15 protein-coding genes and 1 tRNA gene are annotated in these 22328 nt (G+C 71.8%); 11 read left to right on the forward strand and 5 right to left on the reverse strand.

Annotated elements, in window-relative coordinates:
• Positions 1–246: 246 nt before the first annotated feature.
• The 3 genes from FGW31_RS26105 to FGW31_RS26115 all read left to right on the forward strand — a co-directional run bounded on the left by FGW31_RS26105 (position 247) and on the right by FGW31_RS26115 (position 7407).
• Positions 247–978, forward strand: a complete 732-nt coding sequence (locus FGW31_RS26105) for a VIT1/CCC1 transporter family protein (protein WP_142195974.1) — start codon at positions 247–249, stop codon at positions 976–978.
• Between the two features lie 371 nt (positions 979–1349).
• On the forward strand, positions 1350–5951 hold the full coding sequence (gltB, locus tag FGW31_RS26110; RefSeq protein ID WP_142195989.1) for a glutamate synthase large subunit: 4602 nt from the start codon (positions 1350–1352) through the stop codon (positions 5949–5951).
• Complete coding sequence (locus FGW31_RS26115; protein ID WP_142195975.1) at positions 5944–7407, forward strand: glutamate synthase subunit beta; 1464 nt, start codon at positions 5944–5946, stop codon at positions 7405–7407. The genes gltB and FGW31_RS26115 overlap by 8 nt, the downstream gene beginning before the upstream one ends.
• A 132-nt stretch (positions 7408–7539) precedes the next feature.
• On the opposite strand, the gene FGW31_RS26120 is transcribed toward FGW31_RS26115, so the two are convergent.
• Both FGW31_RS26120 and FGW31_RS26125 read right to left on the reverse strand, forming a co-directional pair.
• Complete coding sequence (locus tag FGW31_RS26120; RefSeq protein ID WP_142195976.1) at positions 7540–8439, reverse strand: chitosanase; 900 nt, start codon at positions 8437–8439, stop codon at positions 7540–7542.
• Positions 8436–9362, reverse strand: a complete 927-nt coding sequence (locus tag FGW31_RS26125) for a rhomboid family intramembrane serine protease (protein WP_142195977.1) — start codon at positions 9360–9362, stop codon at positions 8436–8438. Before FGW31_RS26125 ends, FGW31_RS26120 begins: the two co-directional genes overlap by 4 nt.
• 145 nt (positions 9363–9507) lie before the next feature.
• On the opposite strand from FGW31_RS26125, the gene FGW31_RS26130 reads away from it, so the two are divergent.
• A complete protein-coding gene (locus FGW31_RS26130; RefSeq protein ID WP_142195978.1) occupies positions 9508–10227 on the forward strand; it encodes a vWA domain-containing protein in 720 nt (239 codons plus the stop codon).
• A 20-nt stretch (positions 10228–10247) separates the two neighbouring features.
• On the opposite strand, the gene FGW31_RS26135 is transcribed toward FGW31_RS26130, so the two are convergent.
• Positions 10248–11144 (reverse strand): hypothetical protein, encoded by an 897-nt coding sequence (locus FGW31_RS26135; protein WP_142195979.1) that lies wholly within the window; start codon positions 11142–11144, stop codon positions 10248–10250.
• A 102-nt stretch (positions 11145–11246) separates the two neighbouring features.
• Here FGW31_RS26135 and FGW31_RS26140 point away from each other — a divergent pair, with 102 nt between their 5' ends.
• The 5 genes from FGW31_RS26140 to FGW31_RS26160 all read left to right on the forward strand — a co-directional run bounded on the left by FGW31_RS26140 (position 11247) and on the right by FGW31_RS26160 (position 17878).
• Positions 11247–11588 (forward strand): chorismate mutase, encoded by a 342-nt coding sequence (locus FGW31_RS26140; protein ID WP_142195980.1) that lies wholly within the window; start codon positions 11247–11249, stop codon positions 11586–11588.
• A gap of 147 nt (positions 11589–11735) precedes the next feature.
• Positions 11736–12281: a response regulator gene (locus tag FGW31_RS26145; RefSeq protein ID WP_142195981.1), complete on the forward strand. Its 546-nt coding sequence runs from the start codon at positions 11736–11738 to the stop codon at positions 12279–12281.
• 48 nt (positions 12282–12329) lie between these two features.
• Positions 12330–14924 carry an aminopeptidase N gene (pepN, locus tag FGW31_RS26150; protein WP_142195982.1) on the forward strand — a complete coding sequence of 865 codons (2595 nt, stop codon included), beginning with the start codon at positions 12330–12332 and terminating at the stop codon, positions 14922–14924.
• Between the two features lie 177 nt (positions 14925–15101).
• A complete protein-coding gene (locus FGW31_RS26155) occupies positions 15102–16487 on the forward strand; it encodes a pyridoxal phosphate-dependent decarboxylase family protein (RefSeq protein ID WP_142195983.1) in 1386 nt (461 codons plus the stop codon).
• Complete coding sequence (locus FGW31_RS26160) at positions 16484–17878, forward strand: lysine N(6)-hydroxylase/L-ornithine N(5)-oxygenase family protein (protein WP_142195984.1); 1395 nt, start codon at positions 16484–16486, stop codon at positions 17876–17878. The genes FGW31_RS26155 and FGW31_RS26160 overlap by 4 nt, the downstream gene beginning before the upstream one ends.
• A 22-nt stretch (positions 17879–17900) precedes the next feature.
• Here FGW31_RS26160 and FGW31_RS26165 read toward each other — a convergent pair whose 3' ends face one another.
• Complete coding sequence (locus FGW31_RS26165; protein WP_142195985.1) at positions 17901–19706, reverse strand: bifunctional metallophosphatase/5'-nucleotidase; 1806 nt, start codon at positions 19704–19706, stop codon at positions 17901–17903.
• Between the two features lie 230 nt (positions 19707–19936).
• On the opposite strand from FGW31_RS26165, the gene pyk reads away from it, so the two are divergent.
• A complete protein-coding gene (gene pyk / locus FGW31_RS26170) occupies positions 19937–21388 on the forward strand; it encodes a pyruvate kinase (RefSeq protein ID WP_142195986.1) in 1452 nt (483 codons plus the stop codon).
• Between the two features lie 87 nt (positions 21389–21475).
• Here pyk and FGW31_RS26175 read toward each other — a convergent pair.
• Positions 21476–21548 (reverse strand) — tRNA-Leu (locus FGW31_RS26175).
• A 105-nt stretch (positions 21549–21653) separates the two neighbouring features.
• Between FGW31_RS26175 and FGW31_RS26180 the strand changes: the two genes are divergently transcribed.
• The gene (locus FGW31_RS26180) at positions 21654–22310 is read left to right on the forward strand and encodes an ANTAR domain-containing response regulator (RefSeq protein ID WP_142195987.1); all 657 of its coding nucleotides are present in this window, start codon (positions 21654–21656) and stop codon (positions 22308–22310) included.
• Positions 22311–22328: the final 18 nt, after the last annotated feature.

Raw genomic sequence — 22328 nt, forward strand, 5'->3', positions numbered from 1 at the left:
CTCAGGTGCGCCCCGAGAGGCGCGGAGCCCTTTGCGGAACTGTCCCCGGTGCGGTGTCCGGCGCAGCCTCACCGGCCCCAGCGTCACCCGGTCGACATCTGTGCAGCCATCCACGCAAACGAGCAGAACACGCAAAACCGCAGGTAAGCCCAGCCTTTCCTTGCTGGCGGAGGGGAATGCAGAGGCGTACCTTGGCTGTTGTCGAAAAATGGAACCTGTCCAAAGAAGAGGTCTGGGGGAGTACGCATGGCCATCATCGAGACCGAGGCGACGCTGCACGAGGCGCACCGCGACAACCACACCCACCGGGACGTGAACGGCGGCTGGCTGCGCCCCGCCGTCTTCGGAGCCATGGACGGACTGGTCTCCAACCTCGCCCTGATGACCGGTGTCGCCGGCGGGTCGGTCAGCCAGCAGACCGTCGTCCTCAGCGGCCTGGCCGGTCTGGCCGCCGGCGCCTTCTCGATGGCGGCCGGCGAGTACACCTCCGTCGCCTCCCAGCGGGAGCTGGTCGAGGCCGAACTCGACGTCGAGCGCCGTGAGCTGCGCCGGCACCCCAAGGACGAGGAGGCCGAGCTCGCCGCGCTCTACGAGGCCCGCGGCGTCGAGGCCCACCTGGCCCGCGAGGTCGCCCGGCAGCTGTCGCGCGACCCCGAGCAGGCCCTGGAGATCCACGCCCGCGAGGAACTCGGCATCGACCCCGGCGACCTGCCGTCGCCGACCGTGGCGGCCGTGTCCAGCTTCGGCTCCTTCGCGCTGGGCGCCCTGCTGCCCGTACTGCCGTACCTGCTCGGCGCGAGCAGTCTGTGGCCGGCCGTGCTGCTGGCGCTGCTCGGGCTGTTCCTGTGCGGCGCGGTGGTGGCCAAGGTGACGGCGCGCAGCTGGTGGTACAGCGGCCTGCGGCAGCTCGCGCTCGGTGGCGCGGCGGCCGGTGTGACGTACGCCCTGGGCACGCTGTTCGGAACGGCCGTAGGATGAGAGGGCTTGCACGTATGCAATGAGCCGTATAAATAATCGTTACTTGCTGGTTTCGACCGCATGGCGACCGGGCATGAGCCCCAAGCGCTGTCGGCAACGACGCCGGCGGCGTGCCCGCGGGACAGGCGAAGGAGCCAAATCCCGCCATCGGACCGCCGGACATCGATCTGTCCGGCACGGTCCCCACACCTTCCACCGACCGGCGCGAGACCCCCGTCGCGACCCAAGCGGTGTCCGCATGTTGGAACGGATTATCCCGGTTCCCGAGAACCGATCCATCATGTAACCTGCACGAAATTTCGCACTTACGCAGAGGGCCAACGTCGTCCCTCGGCACCAGCACATGCCACATGACGACGACGGGAGAGCCGATGCGTACGCCGCGCCAGCCGTCCCAGCATTCCTCGAACGACGGCCTGAACTGGTCGTTCATGGATGCTCGCCCTGCTGCGCAGGGTATGTACGACCCCCGCAACGAGCACGACGCCTGCGGCGTCGGCTTCGTCGCCACCCTGACCGGCGAGGCGTCCCACACCCTGGTCGAGCAGGCCCTCACCGTCCTGCGCAACCTCGAACACCGCGGCGCCACCGGCTCCGAGCCCGACTCCGGCGACGGCGCCGGCATCCTCTCCCAGGTCCCCGACGCCTTCTTCCGCGAGGTGGCCGGATTCGAACTGCCCGAGGCGGGCGGCTACGCCGTCGGTATCGCCTTCCTCCCGGAGGACGGCACCGACGAGGCCGTCGCCCGGATCGAGGAGATCGCCGCCGCCGAGGACCTGACCGTCCTCGGCTGGCGCGAGGTGCCGGTCGCGCCCGAACTGCTCGGCGCCACCGCCCGCTCGACCATGCCGGTCTTCCGGCAGATCTTCGTCGCCGCCGGCGACAACCGGGGCATCGACCTCGACCGCAGGGCGTTCGTGCTGCGCAAGCGCGCCGAGCGCGAGGCCGGCGTCTACTTCCCGTCGCTGTCCGCGCGGACCATCGTCTACAAGGGCATGCTGACCACCGGCCAGCTCGAGCCGTTCTTCCCGGACCTGTCCGACCGCCGCTTCGGCTCCGCGATCGCGCTGGTGCACTCCCGGTTCTCCACGAACACCTTCCCGTCGTGGCCGCTCGCGCACCCCTACCGGTTCGTCGCGCACAACGGTGAGATCAACACCGTCAAGGGCAACCGCAACTGGATGCGCGCCCGCGAGTCCCAGCTGGTCTCCGACCTGTTCGGCGCCGACCCGAAGGCCATCGAGCGCATCTTCCCGGTCTGCACGCCCGACGCCTCGGACTCCGCCTCGTTCGACGAGGTCCTGGAGCTGCTGCACCTGGGCGGACGCTCGCTGCCGCACTCCGTGCTGATGATGATCCCGGAGGCGTGGGAGAACCACGACTCCATGGACCCGGCCCGGCGCGCCTTCTACCAGTACCACTCCACGATGATGGAGCCCTGGGACGGCCCCGCCTGCGTCACCTTCACCGACGGCACCCAGGTCGGCGCCGTGCTCGACCGCAACGGCCTGCGCCCCGGCCGCTACTGGGTCACCGACGACGGCCTGGTCGTCCTCGGCTCCGAGGTCGGCGTCCTCGACATCGACCCGGCGAAGGTCGTCCGCAAGGGCCGCCTCCAGCCAGGCCGCATGTTCCTCGTGGACACCGCCGAGCACCGCATCATCGAGGACGACGAGATCAAGGCGCAGCTCGCCGCCGAGCACCCGTACGCGGAGTGGCTGGAGGCCGGCGAGATCGAGCTGTCCGACCTGCCCGAGCGCGAGCACATCGTGCACACCCACGCCTCGGTGACCCGCCGCCAGCAGACCTTCGGCTACACCGAGGAGGAACTGCGCGTCCTGCTCGCGCCGATGGCCAAGTCCGGCGCCGAGCCGATCGGCTCGATGGGCACCGACTCGCCGATCGCCGCGCTCAGCGAGCGCCCGCGTCTGCTCTTCGACTACTTCACCCAGCTGTTCGCGCAGGTCACCAACCCGCCGCTGGACGCGATCCGCGAGGAACTGGTCACCTCCCTGCGCTCCCCGCTGGGCCCCTCGGGCAACCTGCTGGAGCCGACCGCGGCCTCCTGCCGCAGCGTCGTCCTGCCCTTCCCGGTGATCGACAACGACGAGCTGGCCAAGCTCATCCACATCAACGCCGACGGCGACATGCCCGGCTTCAAGGCCGCGACCCTCTCCGGCCTGTACCGGGTGTCCGGCGGCGGCGACGCGCTCGCCGCCCGCATCGACGACATCTGTGCCGAGGCCGACGCCGCCATCGGCAACGGCGCCCGCCTGATCGTCCTGTCGGACCGGCACTCCGACGCCGAGCACGCGCCGATCCCGTCGCTGCTGCTCACCGCAGCCGTCCACCACCACCTCATCCGCACCAAGCAGCGCACCCAGGTGGGCCTGCTGGTCGAGGCCGGCGACGTCCGCGAGGTCCACCACGTCGCGCTGCTCATCGGCTACGGCGCCGCGGCCGTCAACCCGTACCTGGCGATGGAGTCCGTCGAGGACCTGGTCCGCGCGGGCACCTTCCTGCCGGGCATCGAGCCCGAGCAGGCCATCCGGAACCTGATCTACGCCCTCGGCAAGGGCGTGCTGAAGGTCATGTCCAAGATGGGCATCTCCACCGTCGCCTCCTACCGCGGCGCCCAGGTCTTCGAGGCCGTCGGCCTCGACGAGGCCTTCGTGGAGAAGTACTTCAACGGCACCGCCACCAAGATCGGCGGCGTCGGCATCGACGTCGTCGCCCAGGAGGTCGCCGCCCGCCACGCCAAGGCGTACCCGGCGTCGGGCATCGCGCCCGCGCACCGCGCCCTGGAGATCGGCGGCGAGTACCAGTGGCGCCGCGAGGGCGAGCCGCACCTGTTCGACCCGGAGACGGTCTTCCGCCTCCAGCACTCCACGCGCTCCGGCAAGTACGACATCTTCAAGAAGTACACCGAGCGCGTGAACGAGCAGTCCGAGCGCCTGATGACGCTGCGCGGCCTGTTCGGCTTCAAGAGCGACCGGCAGCCGATCCCGGTCGACGAGGTCGAGCCGGTCTCCGAGATCGTCAAGCGGTTCTCCACCGGCGCCATGTCGTACGGCTCCATCTCCCAGGAGGCGCACGAGACCCTCGCCATCGCCATGAACCAGCTGGGCGGCAAGTCCAACACCGGTGAGGGCGGCGAGGACCCGGAGCGCCTGTACGACCCGGCGCGCCGCTCCTCCATCAAGCAGGTCGCCTCCGGCCGCTTCGGTGTGACCAGCGAGTACCTGGTCAACTCCGACGACATCCAGATCAAGATGGCCCAGGGCGCCAAGCCCGGCGAGGGCGGCCAGCTGCCCGGCCACAAGGTCTACCCGTGGGTCGCCAAGACCCGGCACTCGACGCCGGGCGTCGGCCTCATCTCGCCGCCGCCGCACCACGACATCTACTCCATCGAGGACCTCGCCCAGCTGATCCACGACCTGAAGAACGCCAACCCCCAGGCGCGCATTCACGTCAAGCTGGTCTCCGAGGTCGGCGTCGGCACCGTCGCCGCGGGTGTCTCCAAGGCGCACGCGGACGTCGTGCTGATCTCCGGTCACGACGGCGGCACCGGTGCCTCGCCGCTCACCTCGCTGAAGCACGCGGGCGGTCCCTGGGAGCTGGGTCTCGCCGAGACCCAGCAGACGCTGCTGCTCAACGGACTGCGCGACCGCATCGTCGTGCAGACCGACGGCCAGCTGAAGACCGGCCGCGACGTGGTCGTCGCCGCGCTGCTCGGCGCCGAGGAGTTCGGCTTCGCGACCGCTCCGCTGGTCGTCTCCGGCTGCGTCATGATGCGCGTCTGCCACCTGGACACCTGCCCGGTCGGCATCGCCACCCAGAACCCGGTGCTGCGCGACCGGTTCAACGGCAAGGCCGAGTACGTGGTGAACTTCTTCCGGTTCATCGCGCAGGAGGTCCGCGAGCTCCTCGCCGAGCTGGGCTTCCGCTCCATCGAGGAGGCCGTCGGCCACGCCGAGGTGCTCGACGTGACCCGCGCGGTGAACCACTGGAAGGCGCAGGGCCTGGAGCTGGCCCCGCTGTTCCACGTGCCCGAGCTGCCCGAGGGCGCCGTCCGCCACCAGGCCGTCGCCCAGGACCACGGCCTGGAGAAGGCGCTCGACAACGAGCTGATCAAGCTCGCCGCCGACGCGCTCGCCGCGTCCTCGGCGGAGGACGCCCAGCCGGTGCGCGCCCGGGTCGCCATCCGCAACATCAACCGCACCGTCGGCACGATGCTCGGCCACGAGGTGACCAAGAAGTTCGGCGGTGCCGGTCTGCCCGACGACACCATCGACATCACCTTCACCGGCTCCGCCGGCCAGTCCTTCGGTGCCTTCGTCCCGCGCGGCATCACGCTGCGCCTGGAGGGCGACGCCAACGACTACGTCGGCAAGGGCCTGTCCGGCGGCCGCATCGTCGTCCGCCCGGACCGCGGCGCCGACCACCTGGCCGAGTACTCGACCATCGCCGGCAACACGATCGCGTACGGCGCGACCGGCGGCGAGCTGTTCCTGCGCGGCCGCACGGGCGAGCGGTTCTGCGTCCGCAACTCCGGCGCGCTGGTCGTCTCCGAAGGCGTGGGCGACCACGGCTGCGAGTACATGACCGGCGGTCGGGCGGTCGTCCTCGGCGAGACCGGACGCAACTTCGCGGCCGGCATGTCGGGCGGCACCGCCTACGTCATCGACCTCGACCGGAACAACGTCAACGCCGGCAACCTGGACGCCGTCGAGGCGCTGGACGAGGCCGACAAGCAGTGGCTGCACGGCGTGGTCCGCCGGCACCAGGAGGAGACGGGCTCCACCGTCGCCGAGAAGCTGCTCGCCGACTGGGACACGGCCGTGGAGCGCTTCAGCAAGATCATCCCCAGTACGTACAAGGCAGTGCTCGCCGCCAAGGACGCCGCCGAGCGAGCCGGTCTCTCCGAGACCGAGACCCACGAGAAGATGATGGAGGCGGCGATCAATGGCTGACCCGAAGGGCTTCCTGAACCACGGGCGCGAGGTCGCCACGTCCCGCCCGGTCGAGGAGCGCGTCAAGGACTGGAACGAGGTCTACGTCCCCGGCTCCCTGCTGCCCATCATCAGCAAGCAGGCCAGCCGCTGCATGGACTGCGGCATCCCGTTCTGCCACAACGGCTGCCCGCTCGGGAACCTCATCCCCGAGTGGAACGACTACGCCTACCGCGAGGACTGGTCGGCCGCGCAGGAGCGCCTGCACGCCACCAACAACTTCCCGGAGTTCACGGGCCGCCTGTGCCCCGCCCCGTGCGAGTCGGCGTGCGTGCTGGGCATCAACCAGCCGCCGGTCACCATCAAGAACGTCGAGGTCTCGATCATCGACAAGGCGTGGGAGACCGGTGACGTCGCCCCGCAGATCCCCGAGCGCCTGTCCGGCAAGACGGTCGCCGTCGTCGGCTCGGGCCCGGCCGGTCTGGCCGCCGCCCAGCAGCTGACCCGGGCCGGCCACACGGTCGCGGTGTACGAGCGCGCCGACCGCATCGGCGGCCTGCTGCGCTACGGCATCCCCGAGTTCAAGATGGAGAAGCGGCACATCAACCGCCGTATCGAGCAGATGCGCGCGGAGGGCACCAAGTTCCGCACCGGCGTGGAGATCGGCCGTGACATGCCGGCGACCGCGCTGCGCAAGCGGTACGACGCCGTGGTCCTGGCCGTCGGCGCGACGACCGCGCGCGACCTGCCGGTGCCGGGTCGCGAACTCAAGGGCATCCACCAGGCCATGGAGTACCTGCCGCTGGCCAACAAGGTGCAGGAGGGCGACTACGTCGCACCGCCGATCACCGCCGAGGGCAAGCACGTCGTCGTGATCGGCGGCGGTGACACCGGCGCCGACTGCGTGGGCACCGCCCACCGCCAGGGCGCGGCCTCCGTCACGCAGCTGGAGATCATGCCCCGCCCGAACGACGAGCGGAACCCCCTCTCCCAGCCGTGGCCGACCTTCCCGATGCTCTACAAGGTCACCAGCGCCCACGAGGAGGGCGGCGAGCGGGTCTACTCCGTCTCCACCACCCACTTCGAGGGCGACGAGGACGGCAACGTCCAGTGGCTGCACCTGACCGAGGTCGAGTTCGTCGACGGCAGGCTGACCCCGAAGCCGGGCACCGAGCGCAAGATCCCGGCCCAGCTGGTCACGCTCGCCATGGGCTTCACCGGCACCGACCGGGAGAACGGACTGGTCGAGCAGTTCGGCCTGGAACTGGACGAGCGCGGTAACATCGCTCGCGACGCCGACTTCCAGACCAACGTGCCGGGCGTGTTCGTCGCCGGTGACGCCGGCCGCGGACAGTCGCTGATCGTGTGGGCGATCGCCGAGGGCCGCTCGGCCGCCCGCGGCTGCGACCGCTTCCTCACCGGAGCGAGCGAGCTGCCGGCGCCGATCCGTCCGACGGACCGCGCACTGGCGGTCTGACGGCCGGCACGGCTCGGCTCACAAGGTGACCTGACGGTCCCTCATATGCGTCCCGTACAAAGGCGTACGGAACACCTGGTGGCGCCTGCCCGCCTGTCCCCGACCGGACGACTGGGCAGGCGCCGCCGCATGTCACGGCAGCCGGTGGCGCTCCCCGTACATCTCCCACACCAGCGGTGTGTCCAGGTCCAGGTTCCCGGCCCGCAGGAAGCGCCGCTGCGCGGTGTCGACGCGGGAGGTGTCGCCGTCCGGACGGCGGGACAGCATGGTCGCGCGGTGAACGTCGAGGAAGGCGTCCAGGTAGGTCTCCTCGGCGCCGCCCTCGGCGGGGGTGTCCGCCCGTTCCATGGCGCGTTCGCGCAGGCCGTAGAAGCCGTCCGGGTCGGTGTCGGGACCGTGGAGGACCATCGCGTCGAAGTAGACGAGCTGGCCCAGCGTGCCGAGGCCGTCCAGCTTGGCGAGGCGGACCGCGGGATCGAAGTAGACGCGGTCGCGCTCCGCCTCCTGCGCCGCGCGGAACGCCGGCACCCGCGCCTCGACCGCCCACGCGGCCGTGAACCCGGGGTCCAGCCCCTCGTGCGAGTCGGAGCCGTCGACCGTGCGCAGGGCGGGCAGGTACGGCGCCAGCGCGTTGCCGGGACGGTCCTCGGTGTAGCGGCCGACCAGGGTGAGCAGGTCGTGGGTGCCGGTGCAGAAGCCGATGATGCCGGCCGTGTAGCCGCAGCCGTCGCCGCGGTCCTCGACGACGCCGTAGGTGCTGCGCCAGTCGGTGGTGGAGTGCTCGGCGCTCGCCACCACCGCCAGGGCCAGTTCCTTCTTCCGCGGGTCGGCCAGACCCGGCGGCAGGGCGGCGATCAGCGCGTCGTCCTGCTCGCGTTCCCGCTCCGCGCGGTCCTTGGCCTCCTCGGGCGCCGACCGGGCGGTGGCGGTGGACGGCGCGGCCGGCGGGCCGTCCGGGTCCTGCGGAAGCGCCAGGTACACGCCGGCGGCGACCAGGGGAAGGAGGGAGAGGAACACCGCGGAACGTCTCACTGGGGCAAGCCTCCACCCGTCAGCCCGGACACCTTGACCACGGCGGCCGCCGTCAGCACGGCCACCAGGAGCAGGCAGGCGCCCACCTGGACCACGGCCCGGCGCCCGTCCCGGGGAGCGTACGCGAACGCCAGCGACACCGCGCCGCCCGCCAGCAGCCCGCCGAGGTGGCCCTCCCAGGAGGTGACGAGCGCGGAGAGCACCAGCCACAGCAGCAGCCCGGTCATGAACCGGTTGACCTGGCCCATGTGCAGCCCGACCCGCCGGGCCAAGACGTAGTACGCGGCGCCGACCCCGAAGATCGCGCCGGACGCGCCGACGACGGCGTCCTGCGGCGCGATCAGCAGCACCAGCACCGAACCGCCCAGCGCCGACAGCAGGTACAGGACGAGGAAGTGCACCCGGCCCAGCATCGGCTCCACCAGCCGGCCCAGGTTCCACAGCGCCACCATGTTCATCACGACGTGGAAGACGCCGAACGTCCCCTCCGTCGGCGGCAGATGCAGGAACGCGCCGGTCAGCAGCCGGTACCACTCGCCGCCCACCAGCCCTTCCGGCGTGTAGCCGGCCGGGTACGGGTCGGCCCACAGGTAGTGGCCTCCGTCCGGCCCGGTCAGCCCAGCGCCGACCATCGCGAACCGGTCCACGATCTCCGGCCGCACCAACTCCGCCACGTACACGAGCACGTTGACGACGATCAGCACGTACGTCACCACGGGCACCGCCGACACCCGGCCGCCCACCACCGTGCGGGCCTGCCGCACCGACCGCGCGCCCTCCCGCACGCACTCGGGGCACTGGTGGCCGACGGCCGCCTCCCGCATGCAGTCCGGGCAGATGTACCGCTCGCAGCGCGTGCAGCGGACGTGACACTCCACCTTGGGATGGCGGTAGCAGGTGGTGACGGTGGACTCGGAATCCACGGGCCGGCTCCTCGGGAGGGACGGGTACGGAAAGAGAGCCGGTGGGGACGGCGGCGAACAAAATAGCGAACGCCGGTGACGGGCGGCGGAGGCGGGGTGAGGGTGCCGTACGCTCGGGCCAGTGACGTGACCGAGGGGGAGCCGCATGGCCGCGATCAGCCTGAGCAAGATCGAACAAACCGCGCCCGCGCTGGTCAGCCTGTACAAGACGGCCGGGGTGTCGCTGGCCGGGCACGGGCTGGACGGGCTGCGCGCCGCGGTCTACCTGGTGGTCGACTACTCCGGCTCGATGAAGCCGTACTACAAGGACGGCAGCGTCCAGGCGCTCGCCGACCGGGTGCTGGGACTGTCCGCGCACCTCGACGACGACGGCACCGTCCCGGTGGTGTTCTTCTCCACCGACGTCGACGCCGTCACCGAGATCGCCCTCACCGACCACCAGGGGCGCGTGGAGCGGATCGTGGCGGGCCTCGGCCACATGGGGAAGACCAGCTACCACCTGGCGATGGACGCGGTCATCGACCACTACCTGGACAGCGGATCGACCGAGCCCGCGCTGGTGGTCTTCCAGACCGACGGCGGGCCGATCAACAAGCTCGCCGCGGAGAAGTACCTGTGCAAGGCCGCCCGGCTGCCGCTGTTCTGGCAGTTCATCGGCTTCGGCGACCCGCACAGCAAGCAGTTCGACTACCTGCGCCGGCTCGACGACCTCGCCGTCCCGGCCAAGCGGCCCGTCGACAACGCGGGCTTCTTCCACGCCGGCGAGGACCCGCGTGGCGTCGCGGACAGCGAACTGTACGACCGCCTGGTGCGGGAGTTCCCCACCTGGCTGGCGGCGGCGCGCGCGAAGGGCATCGTGCGGTAGCGCGCCGACCCTCCCGTGTCCTAGGTGTCGCACTCCAGCACCGTCCGGCACAGCCCGCACCGCGCCCGCACCCGCCCGCGCACCGGCACCCGGATCCGCTGGTGGCAGGTCGGGCACGGGAACGACACCCGCAGCGGGCCCCGCTCGTCCGGCGCGAAGCTGTACGGCACGTCGCCCCGCGCGGCCGGCGGCCGGTGGTCCTGCGCGTGCCGGCGGTCGCGCGCGTAGCGCCTGCGGCCCGCCCAGCCGGCCGCCGTCAGCGGCGGCTGCTGCTCGTCCCGGCGGGCCAGCGCCCGGCCCTCGACGTACGCCGTGTACGCCTGCGCGCTGGTGAACCACACCGACGGGTCCTCCCCGAACACCAGCGACCGCTTCGCCAGCACGTACCCGAACTCCTCCGGCGTGAGGTAGCCCAGCTTCTGCGACGACGCCCCGTCCTCCCGGAACGCGTCCAGCAGCAGCCAGCCCGCCCCCAGGTACGTCGCCGTCGTGTCCGTCAGGATCTCGTTGTCCCGGGTCCCCGGGAACGACAGGTCCAGCCGGTGCAGGTACACGTGCGCCACCTCGTGCGCCAGGGCCGCACCGATGTCCCGCCGATGCGTACGGAACCGGTCGTTCAACTCGACGAAGTACTCCGGCCCGGCCGCCAGTTCCACATGCGCCGCATGCTCCATCTCACGGAACCCGACGATCAGCCGCGCGTCCGGCAGCCGGTAGTGCCGCACCAGCTCGCGGGCCACCCGCTGCGCCCCCAGATGAAGATCGTCCGTGTCGCAGAACGCCACGTCGGCCGGCGCCACGCTCACCGAGAACGTGCGGACCGTGTCGTACGACAGACGCCGGTACAGCGCCGTGACGGCGGCCCGCACCGTCGGAAGGTGCGGGTACCCGTGCTCGACCGGTCCGCCGTTCGCCACGACTCACCCCCGCACGCCCAGGACCCCCTTCCACTGTACGGGCCCGCCCGCGCCACCACCCCGGCCCGTGCACCGCCCGCCCGCGCCGTAGGCTGACCCCCCATGACCACCAGCAACACCGCCCCCGGTGACGTCGACCCCGCCGTCCGCGAGGAGCTCGAACGGCTGCGCGACAGCATCGACAACATCGACGCGGCCGTCGTCCACATGCTCGCCGAACGCTTCAAGTGCACCCAGCAGGTCGGCCGCCTCAAGGCCACGCACCGGCTGCCGCCCGCCGACCCGAACCGCGAGGCCCGCCAGATCGCCCGGCTGCGCGCCCTCGCCGAGAACGCCAAACTCGACCCGGCCTTCGCGGAGAAGTTCCTGAACTTCATCATCGCCGAGGTGATCCGGCACCACGAACGCATCGCGGACGACACCGTCAACGGCGCCACGCCCTGAGCGAACGCGGCCACGGCGTCCTCCGCGGGGGAGTGACACGACGGCCCGCGCGGTGCATGCTGCGCTGTGCACTCCTTGTCAGCCGTCGGGCACCGCCCGTCAGCACCCGGACAGCCATCCGGTCCCTTACGAGGAGGGACGTGCGCCATGCCGCCGAACGCCAGGATCCTCATCGTCGACGACCACGAGGACGCCCTGTACGCCCTGGAGAGCGCCCTGGCCCCGCTGGGCCACCTGCTGGGCCGGGCCACCAGCGGCGACGAAGCCCTCAAACAACTGCTGCGCGGAAACGTCGGCCTGCTGCTCCTCGACGTCCACATGCCGGGCACCGGCGGCCTCGACGTCGTGCGCTACATGCGGCGCCTGGAGCAGACCCAGCACATCCCGGTCGTCCTGCTCACCGGCTTCGCCCGCGACCGGCAGCTCGGCGCCGCCGCCTACGCCCTCGGCGTCGCCGACCTCGTCACCAAACCCGTCGACCCCTGGGCGCTGCGCACCAAGGTCCGCCACCTCTACGACAGCCACCAGCGCCACCTCGCCCTGGAACGCGAGATCCGCGCCCTGCGCGCCCGGCTCGACGAACAGCACCCCGGCCACCCCGCACGTCCCGCCCTGCCCCACACCCACGCACGCGCGGAGCCCGCCGAGCCCGCGGGGGCGCACACCGGGGAGCTCGAACGGGACCGGACATAGCGCGCGTACCCGATCCGCCCCTGTGCCACGGCAACCGCATCGGGCAGCATGGCCTGCATGTCCGTACTGACGCGCGACGAAGCGCAGAACCGAGCACAGCTCCTCGACGTCCACCGCTACACGATCGAACTCGATCTGACCACCGGGGACGAGACCTTCGACTCCCGCACCGTGATCAGGTTCAGCGCCCGCACGGACGCGGACACCTTCGTCGAGATCAAGCCCGCCGAGCTGCGCTCCGTCACCCTGGACGGACAGCCCCTGGACGCCGACACCCTCGACGGCAACCGGCTGCCGCTGAAGAACCTCGCCGCCGGCGAGCACGAACTGCGCGTCGACGCCCGGATGCGCTACTCCCGCACCGGTGAGGGCATGCACCGCTTCACCGACCCCACCGACGGCGAGACCTACGTCTACACGCAGCTGTTCCTGGACGACGTGCAACGCGTCTTCGCCGCCTTCGACCAGCCCGACCTCAAGGCCGTCTTCGACCTCACCGTCACGGCCCCGGAGAACTGGACCGTCCTCGCCAACGGCGTCACCGAGCACCTCGGCGGCGGCCGCTGGCAGGCCGCCGCCACCCCGCTGATCTCCACCTACCTCGTCGCCGTCGCCGCCGGCCCCTGGCACTCGGTGCGCACCGAGCACCGCGGCCTGCCCTTCGGCATCCACTGCCGCCGCTCGCTCGCCCCGTACCTCGACGCGGACGCCGACGAACTCCTCGACATCACGCGCGCCTGCTTCGACCGCTACCACGAGAAGTTCGAGGAGCCCTACCCCTTCGACTCCTACGACCAGGCCTTCGTCCCCGAGTTCAACGCGGGCGCCATGGAGAACCCCGGACTGGTCACCTTCCGCGACGAGTTCGTCTACCGCTCCGCCGTCACCGACACCGAGCGCCAGACCCGCGCCATGGTCGTCGCCCACGAGATGGCCCACATGTGGTTCGGCGACCTCGTCACCCTCGCCTGGTGGGACGACATCTGGCTCAACGAGTCCTTCGCCGAGTACATGGGCTACCAGACGCTCACCGAGGCCACCCGCTTCACCGACACCTGGACCGACTTCGGCGTCACCCGCAAGCCCTGGGGCTACGACGCCGACCAGCGGCCCTCCACCCACCCCGTCGCCCCCGAGAACGTCGAGGACACCGCCTCCGCCCTGCTCAACTTCGACGGCATCTCCTACGCCAAGGGCGCCTCCGCGCTGCGGCAGCTCGTCGCCTGGCTCGGCGAGAAGGACTTCCTCGCCGGCATCAACACCCACTTCCGGCGGCACCGGTTCGCCAACGCCGGCCTCGCCGACTTCATCGACTCCCTCGCCTCCGCCACCGAACGCGACGTCCACGCCTGGGCCGACGCCTGGCTGCGCACCACCGGCGTCGACACCCTCACCCCCGAACCGAGGAACGGCGACAACGGCTGGTTCCACCTCGGCATCGCGCACCGGGGCGACCCCGGCCTCCGGTCCGGGCCCGACCCCGACCAGGACCGCGAGGGCCTGACGCACCGCGGGACCCTCCGCCCGGACGGCCGCAAGCGCCCGCACCGCATCACCGTCGGCCTGTACGACCGGGACCTGCACGACGCCCACCGGCTGACCCTGCGGCAGCGCCTGGAGGCCGACCTGCCCGCCACCGAGGCCGGCGCCCTCAGCACCGCCGGAACCCGCCCCGCCCTCGTCGTCCTCAACGACCAGGACCTCACCTACGCCAAAATCCGCTTCGACCCCGAGTCCCTGAACACCCTGCGCACCCACCTGTCCGGGCTGCCCGACCCGCTCACCCGCGCCGTGGTGTGGAACGCGCTCAGGGACGCCGTCCGCGACGGCGACCTGCCCGCCGCCGACTTCCTGGACATCGCCCGCACGCACCTCCCGCACGAGACCGACCTCGCCCTCGTCCAGGGCGTCCTCGCGTTCGCCTCCACCCACATCGCCGACCGCTACCTCACGCCCGAGAAGCGGCCCGCCGCGCTCGCCACCCTCACCGCCCTGTGCCGCGACCTCATCCGCCGCACCGAGGACGGCGACAACCCCGGCCTGCGCCTGATCGCCGTACGGCACTGCATCGACGTCGCCGCCCACCCCGACACCGTCGCCGCCTGGCTCGCCGACGGCATCGTCCCCGGCGGACCCGAACTCGACCCCGAACTGCGCTGGCGCGTCCTGGCCCGCCTCGCCGTGCTCGGCGCCACCGACGAGGCCGCCATCGCCGAGGAACTGCGCCGCGACCCGAGCGCCACCGGCCAGGAGGGCGCCGCCCGCTGCCGCGCCTCCCTGCCCGACGAGGACGCCAAGAGCCGTGCCTGGCAGGCCATGTTCGGCGCCGACGACCGGGCCGACCTGTCGAACTACCTGTTCACCGCCACCGCGCAGGGCTTCTGGCAGCCCGAACAGGCCGACCTGGTACGCCCGTACGTGGCGCGCTACTACCAGGACGCGGTCGCCGTCGCCGCCCGCCGCGGCCCCGCCATCGCCGAGGCCGCCGGCCGCTGGGCCTTCCCCGCCCACGCCGTCGACGCGGAGAACCTGGAACTCGGCGAGACGTGCCTGCGCGAGGCCGACCCGATCCCGGCCCTGCGCCGCAAGCTCGTCGACCAACTCGACGACCTGGCCCGCGCCCTGCGCGTCCAGCGGGCATAGGCCCTCGGGGGGGGCCGCCCGGCCGGCCCGGCGGGCGGCGCCCCGACGCACACCCCATTCACCGGACGTACCCCCTTTCGGGTGCGATCGGCGGGCTTTCCGGACATCGCCTGCGATGCGCGTACAAGGTGGGATCCTTCCCCGCGCATCCGGCGCCGCGTCCCGGAGGACCGTCCCATGAGCACGCCGCACCTCGCCTCGGGCTCCCAAGGCCCCACCGCACTGCGGCCGTTGCTCGACACCGTCCTCGACGCCCTGCACACCGGCGGCCGCACCCGCGGCGCACCCCTGCCGCACGGCGGGCCCGGCGCCGTCGCCGCGCGGATCCGGGACGCGGTGGGCGACGTCCTGCCCGACCGGGGCGACCCCGACGCCCTGCGCATCCTCGTCCACGCCTTCGCCGCGGGCGCCGCCGACCCCGCCCACCCTCACTGCGCCGCCCACCCTCACTGCGCCGCCCACCTGCACTGCCCGCCCCTCGCCGTCGCGGCCGCCGCCGACCTCGCCGCCACGGCCCTCAACCCCTCCCTGGACTCCTGGGACCAGGCCCCCGCCGCCTCCGCCCTGGAAGACCTGGTCACCCGCGCCCTCGCCCGCGAGACCGGCCACGCCGACGCCCTCGTCACCACCGGCGGCACCGAGTCCAACCAACTCGCCCTGCTGCTGGCCCGCGAGGCCCACGGCGGCGCCCTGCGCCTCGTCCACGGCGCCAACGCCCACCACTCGCTGCCCCGCGCCGCCTGGCTGCTCGGCCTGCCCGAACCCGTCGTCGTACCCGCACCCGCCGGCACCCTCGACCCCGGCGCCCTCGGCGACGTCCTCGCCCGGCTGCCGGGACCGCTCCTGGTCGCCGCGACCGCCGGCACCACGGACACCGGCCGCATCGACCCCCTGCCCGAGATCGCCGCCCGCTGCGCCGCCCACGGCGCCCGCCTGCACGTCGACGCCGCCTACGGCGGGCCGCTCCTCTTCAGCGACCGCCACCGGCCCCTGCTCACCGGCCTCGACGCCGCCCACACCGTCACCCTCGACCTGCACAAACTCGGCTGGCAGCCGGTCCCCGCCGGCCTGCTCACCGTCCGCGACCCAGGCGACCTCACCGCGCTGCGGCACCGCGCCGACTACCTCAACGCCGACGACGACACCGCGGCGGGGCTCCCCGACCTGCTCGGCCGCTCGCTGCGCACCACCCGCCGCGCCGACGTCCTCAAACTCGCCGTCACCCTGAAGAGCCTCGGCCGCGCCGGACTGGGCGGCCTCGTCGACCGGGTCTGCGACCTGGCCCAGGAGTTCGCCGGGCTCGTCCACGACGACCCGCGCCTCGACCTCCACGCCCGGCCCGTGATCAGCACGGTCCTCTTCCGGCCCGCCGGCGCCGGCGAGGCGGCCGTCGCCGCGCTGCGCCGCCGCCTCCTCACCACCGGCCGCGCCGTCCTGGGCCGCGCCCGCGCCGACGGCCGCCTCTGGCTGAAGGTCACCCTGCTCAACCCCGCCACCCGCCGCGAGGACCTGGCGGGCCTCCTCACCCTCGTCCACCAGGCCCACGCGGAAGGACCCCGATGACCCCCACGTCCCACGACGCCTCCCGCGACCTCGTCGGCGTCGGCATCGGCCCGTTCAACCTCTCCCTCGCCGCCCTCGCCCACCCCCTCCCGCTCGACACCGCCTTCTACGACCGGCGGGCCCGCTTCGACTGGCACCCGGGACTGCTCCTGGACGACGCCACCGTCCAGGTCCCCTTCCTCGCCGACCTCGTCACCCTCGCCGACCCCACCAGCCCCTGGACCTTCCTCAACCACCTCAGAGCGCGCGAGCGCCTCTACCCCTTCTACTTCGCCGAGCAGTTCCACATCCGCCGCACCGAGTACGACGCCTACTGCCGCTGGGTCGCCGAACACCTGCCCGCGCTCCACTTCGGACACCGCGTCGACACCGTCCGCTGGAACCCCGACGACGCCCTCTTCGAGGTCGACGTCGCCCCGGCCGACGCCCCCGCCGGGTCCGGCCGCCGCGTGCGCGCCCGCAACGTCGTCCTCGGCGTCGGCACCGAACCCTGGGTGCCCGAACCGCTCCGGCCCCTGGCCGACGCCCCCGACCTGCCCGTCGTCCACGCCGACGACTACCTCCGCCACCGCGACACCCTGCTCGCCGCGGGCCACGTCACCGTCGTCGGCACCGGACAGTCCGGCGCCGAGGTCTTCCTCGACCTGCTCCGCCACCGGCCCGCCGGCCGGGAACGCCTGCACTGGCTCGGCCGCACCGAGGCCTTCGCCCCGATGGAGTACTCCAAGCTCGGCCTGGAACACTTCACGCCCGACCACACCCGCTACTTCCACGCCCTGCCCGAACCCGTCCGCGACCGGCTCGTCCCCGCCCAGTGGCAGCTCCACAAGGCCATCGACGCCGCCACCCTCGCCGCCGTCCACGACGAGCTGTACCGGCGCACCCTGCACGGCGGCTGGCCCGACGCGGTCCTCACCCCCGCCGTCCACGTCCGCGCGGCCGTCCGCACCGCACCCGCCCGGATCGAACTCCACCTCGAACACACCCGGCAGCGCACCCGCACCCGCCTCACCACCGACGCCGTCGTCCTCGCCACCGGCCACCGCGCCCGCCCGCTGGACCGCCTCCTGGCCCCGCTCGACCCGCATCTGCGGCGCGACCGCGCCGGCCGGCCCCGCGTCGACGAGCACTTCCGGCTGGTCCTGGACCATGCCGTCACCGGCTCCGTGTACGTGCAGAACGCCGAACTCCACACCCACGGCGTCGGAACGCCGGACCTCGGACTCGCCGCCTGGCGCAGCGCCGTGATCCTCAACCACCTCACCGGCGAGCGGCCCTACCCGCAGCCGGCCCGCACCGCCTTCACCACCTTCGGACTGCACCCCACGACGCGGCAGGTCCCGCCCGCCCGGCAAGCCGCACGGCTCACCCCACTGGCGGACGGGACCTGACGGCTCCCGCGACGGCGGACGCTCAGAACACCGGGGTGCCCTCCCGCGTCAGCCTCCAGTCGGCCGACGCGAAGTCCTTCGGGTCCAGCACGCCCTTCGCGGTCACCCACTCCGCGATCCGGGTGCGGATCTCCGTCGACTCCGCCCACAGCTCCTTCGCCGACGCCACGTGCGGGAACGCGCCGCCGCCGTTGGCCCGGTAGTTGTTCACCGCGAACACGAACTGCTGCGCGTCGTCCAGCGGGGCACCGCCGAAGGTGATGTTCTGGATCCGCGACCCGGCCGGCCGGGCGATGTCGATGTCGTAGGCCAGGCCCGAGACGTAGTCGTAGTTGTAGTCCGGGCGGTTGCCCGCGTTCGTCAGCTTCGCCACGTCCACCGGGGTGCCCGCCGCCGTCTGCACGAAGTACTCCGCCGAGTACTCCAGGTACGCCCGCACCTGCGCGCCCGTCATCAGCTTGGCGACCAGCGTGTTGTCGTACACGTACAGGCTCGACAGGTCGCGGATCGTCACCTCGCCGGCCGGGATCCGGGCCGTCCGGGAGAACGGCGAGGCCTGCGACAGCACCGGCAGCGAGGCGTACTCGGTGCCGGCGAGGGCCGCCTTCACCACGTCCTCCTGCACCTTGGCGATCAGGTCGATGATCGGCGCGTCCTTGTAGCGAGCCTCCGTCGTGGTCAGCGTCTCGGTCGCCGTGCCCACCACCTGGTTGACGTACGCCACGACCTGGGCGTGCTCGTCGGAGAGCAGCTTGGTGACGGCGGGGTCGTCCTCGACCGTCGCCGCGTCGCGCAGCGACGCCTTCACCGACTCGACCGTCCAGCGGCCCCGTGCGAAGACCAGCTCGATGTCGAACAGCGTCAGCCGTTCGGCGTAGCACAGCGGTTCGGACAGGACGACGTCCCGGCCGGTCTCCTCGTTGGTGACCCGCAGCTCCTCGATCTCCTGGTGCGCGTGACCGACGAGGATCGCGTCGATGCCCGGTACCTGCCGTGCCACGTTCGCGGCCGCGTTCTCCACGTGCGGCAGCTGGTCACCGTAGGACGAGGTGCCGGAGGAACCGGAGTGCGCCGACACCACGACCACGTCCGCGCCCATCGACCGCAGCTTCGGCACCCACTTGGCCGCCTGCTCCTCCAGGCCCGGGAACGTCAGCTTCCCCTGCACGTAGGCCTTGTCCCAGATCGCGATGCCCGGGTTGGTCAGGCCCAGCACCGCCACCTTCACCGGCGGCGCGCCCTTCACCCGGAACGTCTTCATGAAGTACGGCGGGAAGGCGGGCTTCAGCGTCCTGGCGTCCAGGGCGTTGGCGCCGAGCAGCGGGAAGTCGCACTGCTCCTCGAACCTGCGCAGCGTCTCGATGCCGTAGTTGAACTCGTGGTTGCCGAGCGCCACCGCGTCGTAGCCGATGGCGTTCATCGCCTGCGCCATCGGATGCACCGGACCGCCCTCGGCGGTGATCGGGTCGACCTTCGCGTAGTAGTACGTCAGCGGTGTGCCCTGGATGGTGTCGCCCGCGTCCAGCAGCAGCGTGTTGTGCCGGCCCTTCTCCTCGCGGACCTGGTTCACCAGCGTCGACACGCGCGCCAGGCCCTGCGCGTTGCCGGCCGCGTCGGTGTACTCGGCGTTCTTGAAGTAGTCCCAGTTGAAGACGTGCCCGTGCAGATCGGTCGTGCCCATCACGGTCAGCGCGTACCGCTTCACCGGCTTGCCTCCCCGTCCCGCCTCGGCGGCCTGCGCCGCGGGCGCCGCCGCCGTGCCCGCGAGCGCCACACCCGCCCCGGTCACAGCGGATCTCTTCAGGAACTTCCGGCGGTCGAACGCCATGTCGGGCTCTCCTCGGGCAACGGACGACAACGCGCGTAGATGCGCCCGCTGATTCTGGCCTGAACATGCCGATCCGACCAGACCCTCCACGTTGCGATCCGGTGTCCGGCAGGCGGCCGCGACGGCCTCGTATGCTCATCGGAGCGGCCCCGCGCACACTTCAACACTTGTCAATTACCTTTCACCGACCGGCCAAGTCGCTACCGGCCGGTAAGCCCTAGGCTCGAACCATGCGCCGAGCGAAAATCGTCTGCACACTGGGCCCCGCCACCGACACATACGACCAGATCAAGGCCTTGGTCGATGCCGGGATGGACGTCGCCCGCTTCAACCTCAGCCACGGCGGTCACGCCGAGCACGAGGAGCGCTACCGACGGGTGCGCAAGGCCGCCGACGAGACGGGCCGCAGCGTCGGTCTCCTCGCCGACCTTCAAGGCCCGAAAATCCGCCTCGGCCGCTTCGTCGAAGGCCCCGTACTCCTTGAACGCGGCGACACGTTCACCATCACCGTCGAGGACGGCGTCGAGGGCGACCGCCACACCTGCGGCACCACCTACGCGGGCCTCGCCGGCGACGTCACCCCCGGTGAGCGCATCCTGGTCGACGACGGCAAGGTCACCCTGGAGGTCACCGCCGTCGACGGCCCCCGCGTCCACACCACCGTCGTCGAGGGCGGCATGGTCTCCGACCACAAGGGGCTCAACCTCCCCGGTGTCGCGGTCTCCGTCCCGGCCCTGTCCAAGAAGGACGAGGACGACCTGCGCTGGGCGCTGCGCACCGGCTTCGACGTGATCGCGCTGTCCTTCGTGCGCAGCGGCCGCGACATCAGGGACGTCCACCGCATCATGGACGAGGAGGGCCGCCGCCTTCCCGTCATCGCCAAGGTGGAGAAGCCGCAGGCGGTCGAGAACATCGACGACATCGTGGCCGCCTTCGACGGCATCATGGTCGCCCGCGGCGACCTCGGTGTGGAGATGCCCCTGGAGCAGGTGCCCATCGTCCAGAAGCGCGCCATCAAGCTCGCCAAGCGCAACGCCAAGCCGGTCATCGTGGCCACGCAGATGCTCGACTCGATGATCGACAACGCCCGCCCCACCCGCGCGGAGGCCTCCGACGTGGCCAACGCCGTCATCGACGGCACCGACGCCGTGATGCTCTCCGGCGAGACCAGTGTCGGCAAGCACGCCGTGGAGACGGTGTGCACCATGGCCCGGATCGTGGCGGCGGCCGAGGAGGACATCCTCGCCAAGGGCCTGCCGCCGCTGACCGAGCGCAACAAGCCCCGCACCCAGGGCGGCGCCGTGGCCCGCGCGGCGGCGGAGATGGGCGACTTCCTGGGCGCCAGGTTCCTGGTCGCCTTCACCCAGTCCGGCGACACCGCCCGCCGGCTCTCCCGCTACCGCAGCCCCATCCCGCTGCTCGCCTTCACCCCGGACCCGGCCACCCGCTCCCAGCTCAGCCTGTCCTGGGGGGTGGAGACCTTCCTCGGCCCGCACGTCGACTCCACGGACGCGATGGTCCGGCAGGTGGACGAGTTGCTGCTGGAGTACGCCCGCTGCGAGCGGGGCGACACCGTGGTGATCACGGCGGGCTCGCCTCCGGGGGTCTCCGGCTCCACCAACCTCGTCCGCGTCCACCGCATCGGGGAGGACGACGGTCCTCGGCCGGGGGCCGGTGCCTGATCGTCCGCGGCACACAGCAAAAAGCGGATGTTCACCGTAAAGGTGGACATCCGCTGTCAAACGGTGACCTTGGATTCAAAGGAAAAGTACCCCGGGTCGGATTCGAACCGACGCTGGATGGTGTTTGAGACCATTGCCTCTACCGCTGGGCTACCGGGGCGCCCTGCAAAACGAAGGTCGACGGTCACCCGCCGTGCCCCCACCTTACCGCAGCTGGGTACGCTCTTGTCAGCAGTACCGGTCTGCCCCGCACCAAGGAGCCCACGTGAGCGCCCCCGAGTCGCCCCAGCCCGTAGACGTGCCCGACGACGACAAGTCGCACGTCCCTCCGATGACGACCCGCGTCGTGATCGCCGAGGACGAGGCCCTGATCCGGCTCGACCTCAAAGAGATGCTCGAGGAGGAGGGGTACTCCGTCGTCGGCGAGGCCGGAGACGGTGAGCAGGCCGTCGAACTGGCCCGCGAGCACCGCCCCGACCTGGTGATCCTCGACGTGAAGATGCCCAAGCTGGACGGCATCTCCGCGGCGGAGAAGATCGCCGAGGAGAGCATCGCCCCGGTGCTGATGCTGACCGCGTTCTCCCAGCGCGACCTGGTGGAGCGGGCCCGCGACGCGGGCGCGATGGCCTACCTGGTCAAGCCGTTCAGCAAGAGCGACGTGGTGCCGGCCATCGAGATGGCCGTCTCGCGGTTCACGGAGCTGAAGGAACTGGAGCGCGAGGTCGCCGACCTCAGCCAGCGGCTGGAGACGCGCAAGCTGGTCGACCGCGCCAAGTCGGTGCTGCAGACGCAGTACGGACTGACGGAGCCGGCGGCCTTCCGCTGGATCCAGAAGACGTCGATGGACCGGCGGATGTCGATGCAGCAGGTGGCGCAGGCGGGCATCGACGACGCCGAGGAGAAGAAGGCGTCGAAGGGCTGACCCGCCGGCCCGCGTACG

Source organism: Streptomyces calvus (genome assembly GCF_006782915.1).
Classification (GTDB): domain Bacteria; phylum Actinomycetota; class Actinomycetes; order Streptomycetales; family Streptomycetaceae; genus Streptomyces; species Streptomyces calvus.

Excerpts from the sequence above, each read along its gene's own strand:
- FGW31_RS26105 (WP_142195974.1), top strand. The coding sequence starts at position 247 with ATGGCCATCATCGAGACCGAGGCGACGCTGCACGAGGCGCACCGCGAC.
- gltB (WP_142195989.1), top strand. The coding sequence starts at position 1,350 with ATGCGTACGCCGCGCCAGCCGTCCCAGCATTCCTCGAACGACGGCCTG.
- FGW31_RS26115 (WP_142195975.1), top strand. The coding sequence starts at position 5,944 with ATGGCTGACCCGAAGGGCTTCCTGAACCACGGGCGCGAGGTCGCCACG.
- FGW31_RS26130 (WP_142195978.1), top strand. The coding sequence starts at position 9,508 with ATGGCCGCGATCAGCCTGAGCAAGATCGAACAAACCGCGCCCGCGCTG.
- FGW31_RS26140 (WP_142195980.1), top strand. The coding sequence starts at position 11,247 with ATGACCACCAGCAACACCGCCCCCGGTGACGTCGACCCCGCCGTCCGC.
- FGW31_RS26145 (WP_142195981.1), top strand. The coding sequence starts at position 11,736 with ATGCCGCCGAACGCCAGGATCCTCATCGTCGACGACCACGAGGACGCC.
- pepN (WP_142195982.1), top strand. The coding sequence starts at position 12,330 with ATGGCCTGCATGTCCGTACTGACGCGCGACGAAGCGCAGAACCGAGCA.
- FGW31_RS26155 (WP_142195983.1), top strand. The coding sequence starts at position 15,102 with ATGAGCACGCCGCACCTCGCCTCGGGCTCCCAAGGCCCCACCGCACTG.
- FGW31_RS26160 (WP_142195984.1), top strand. The coding sequence starts at position 16,484 with ATGACCCCCACGTCCCACGACGCCTCCCGCGACCTCGTCGGCGTCGGC.
- FGW31_RS26165 (WP_142195985.1), bottom strand. The coding sequence starts at position 19,706 with ATGGCGTTCGACCGCCGGAAGTTCCTGAAGAGATCCGCTGTGACCGGG.
- pyk (WP_142195986.1), top strand. The coding sequence starts at position 19,937 with ATGCGCCGAGCGAAAATCGTCTGCACACTGGGCCCCGCCACCGACACA.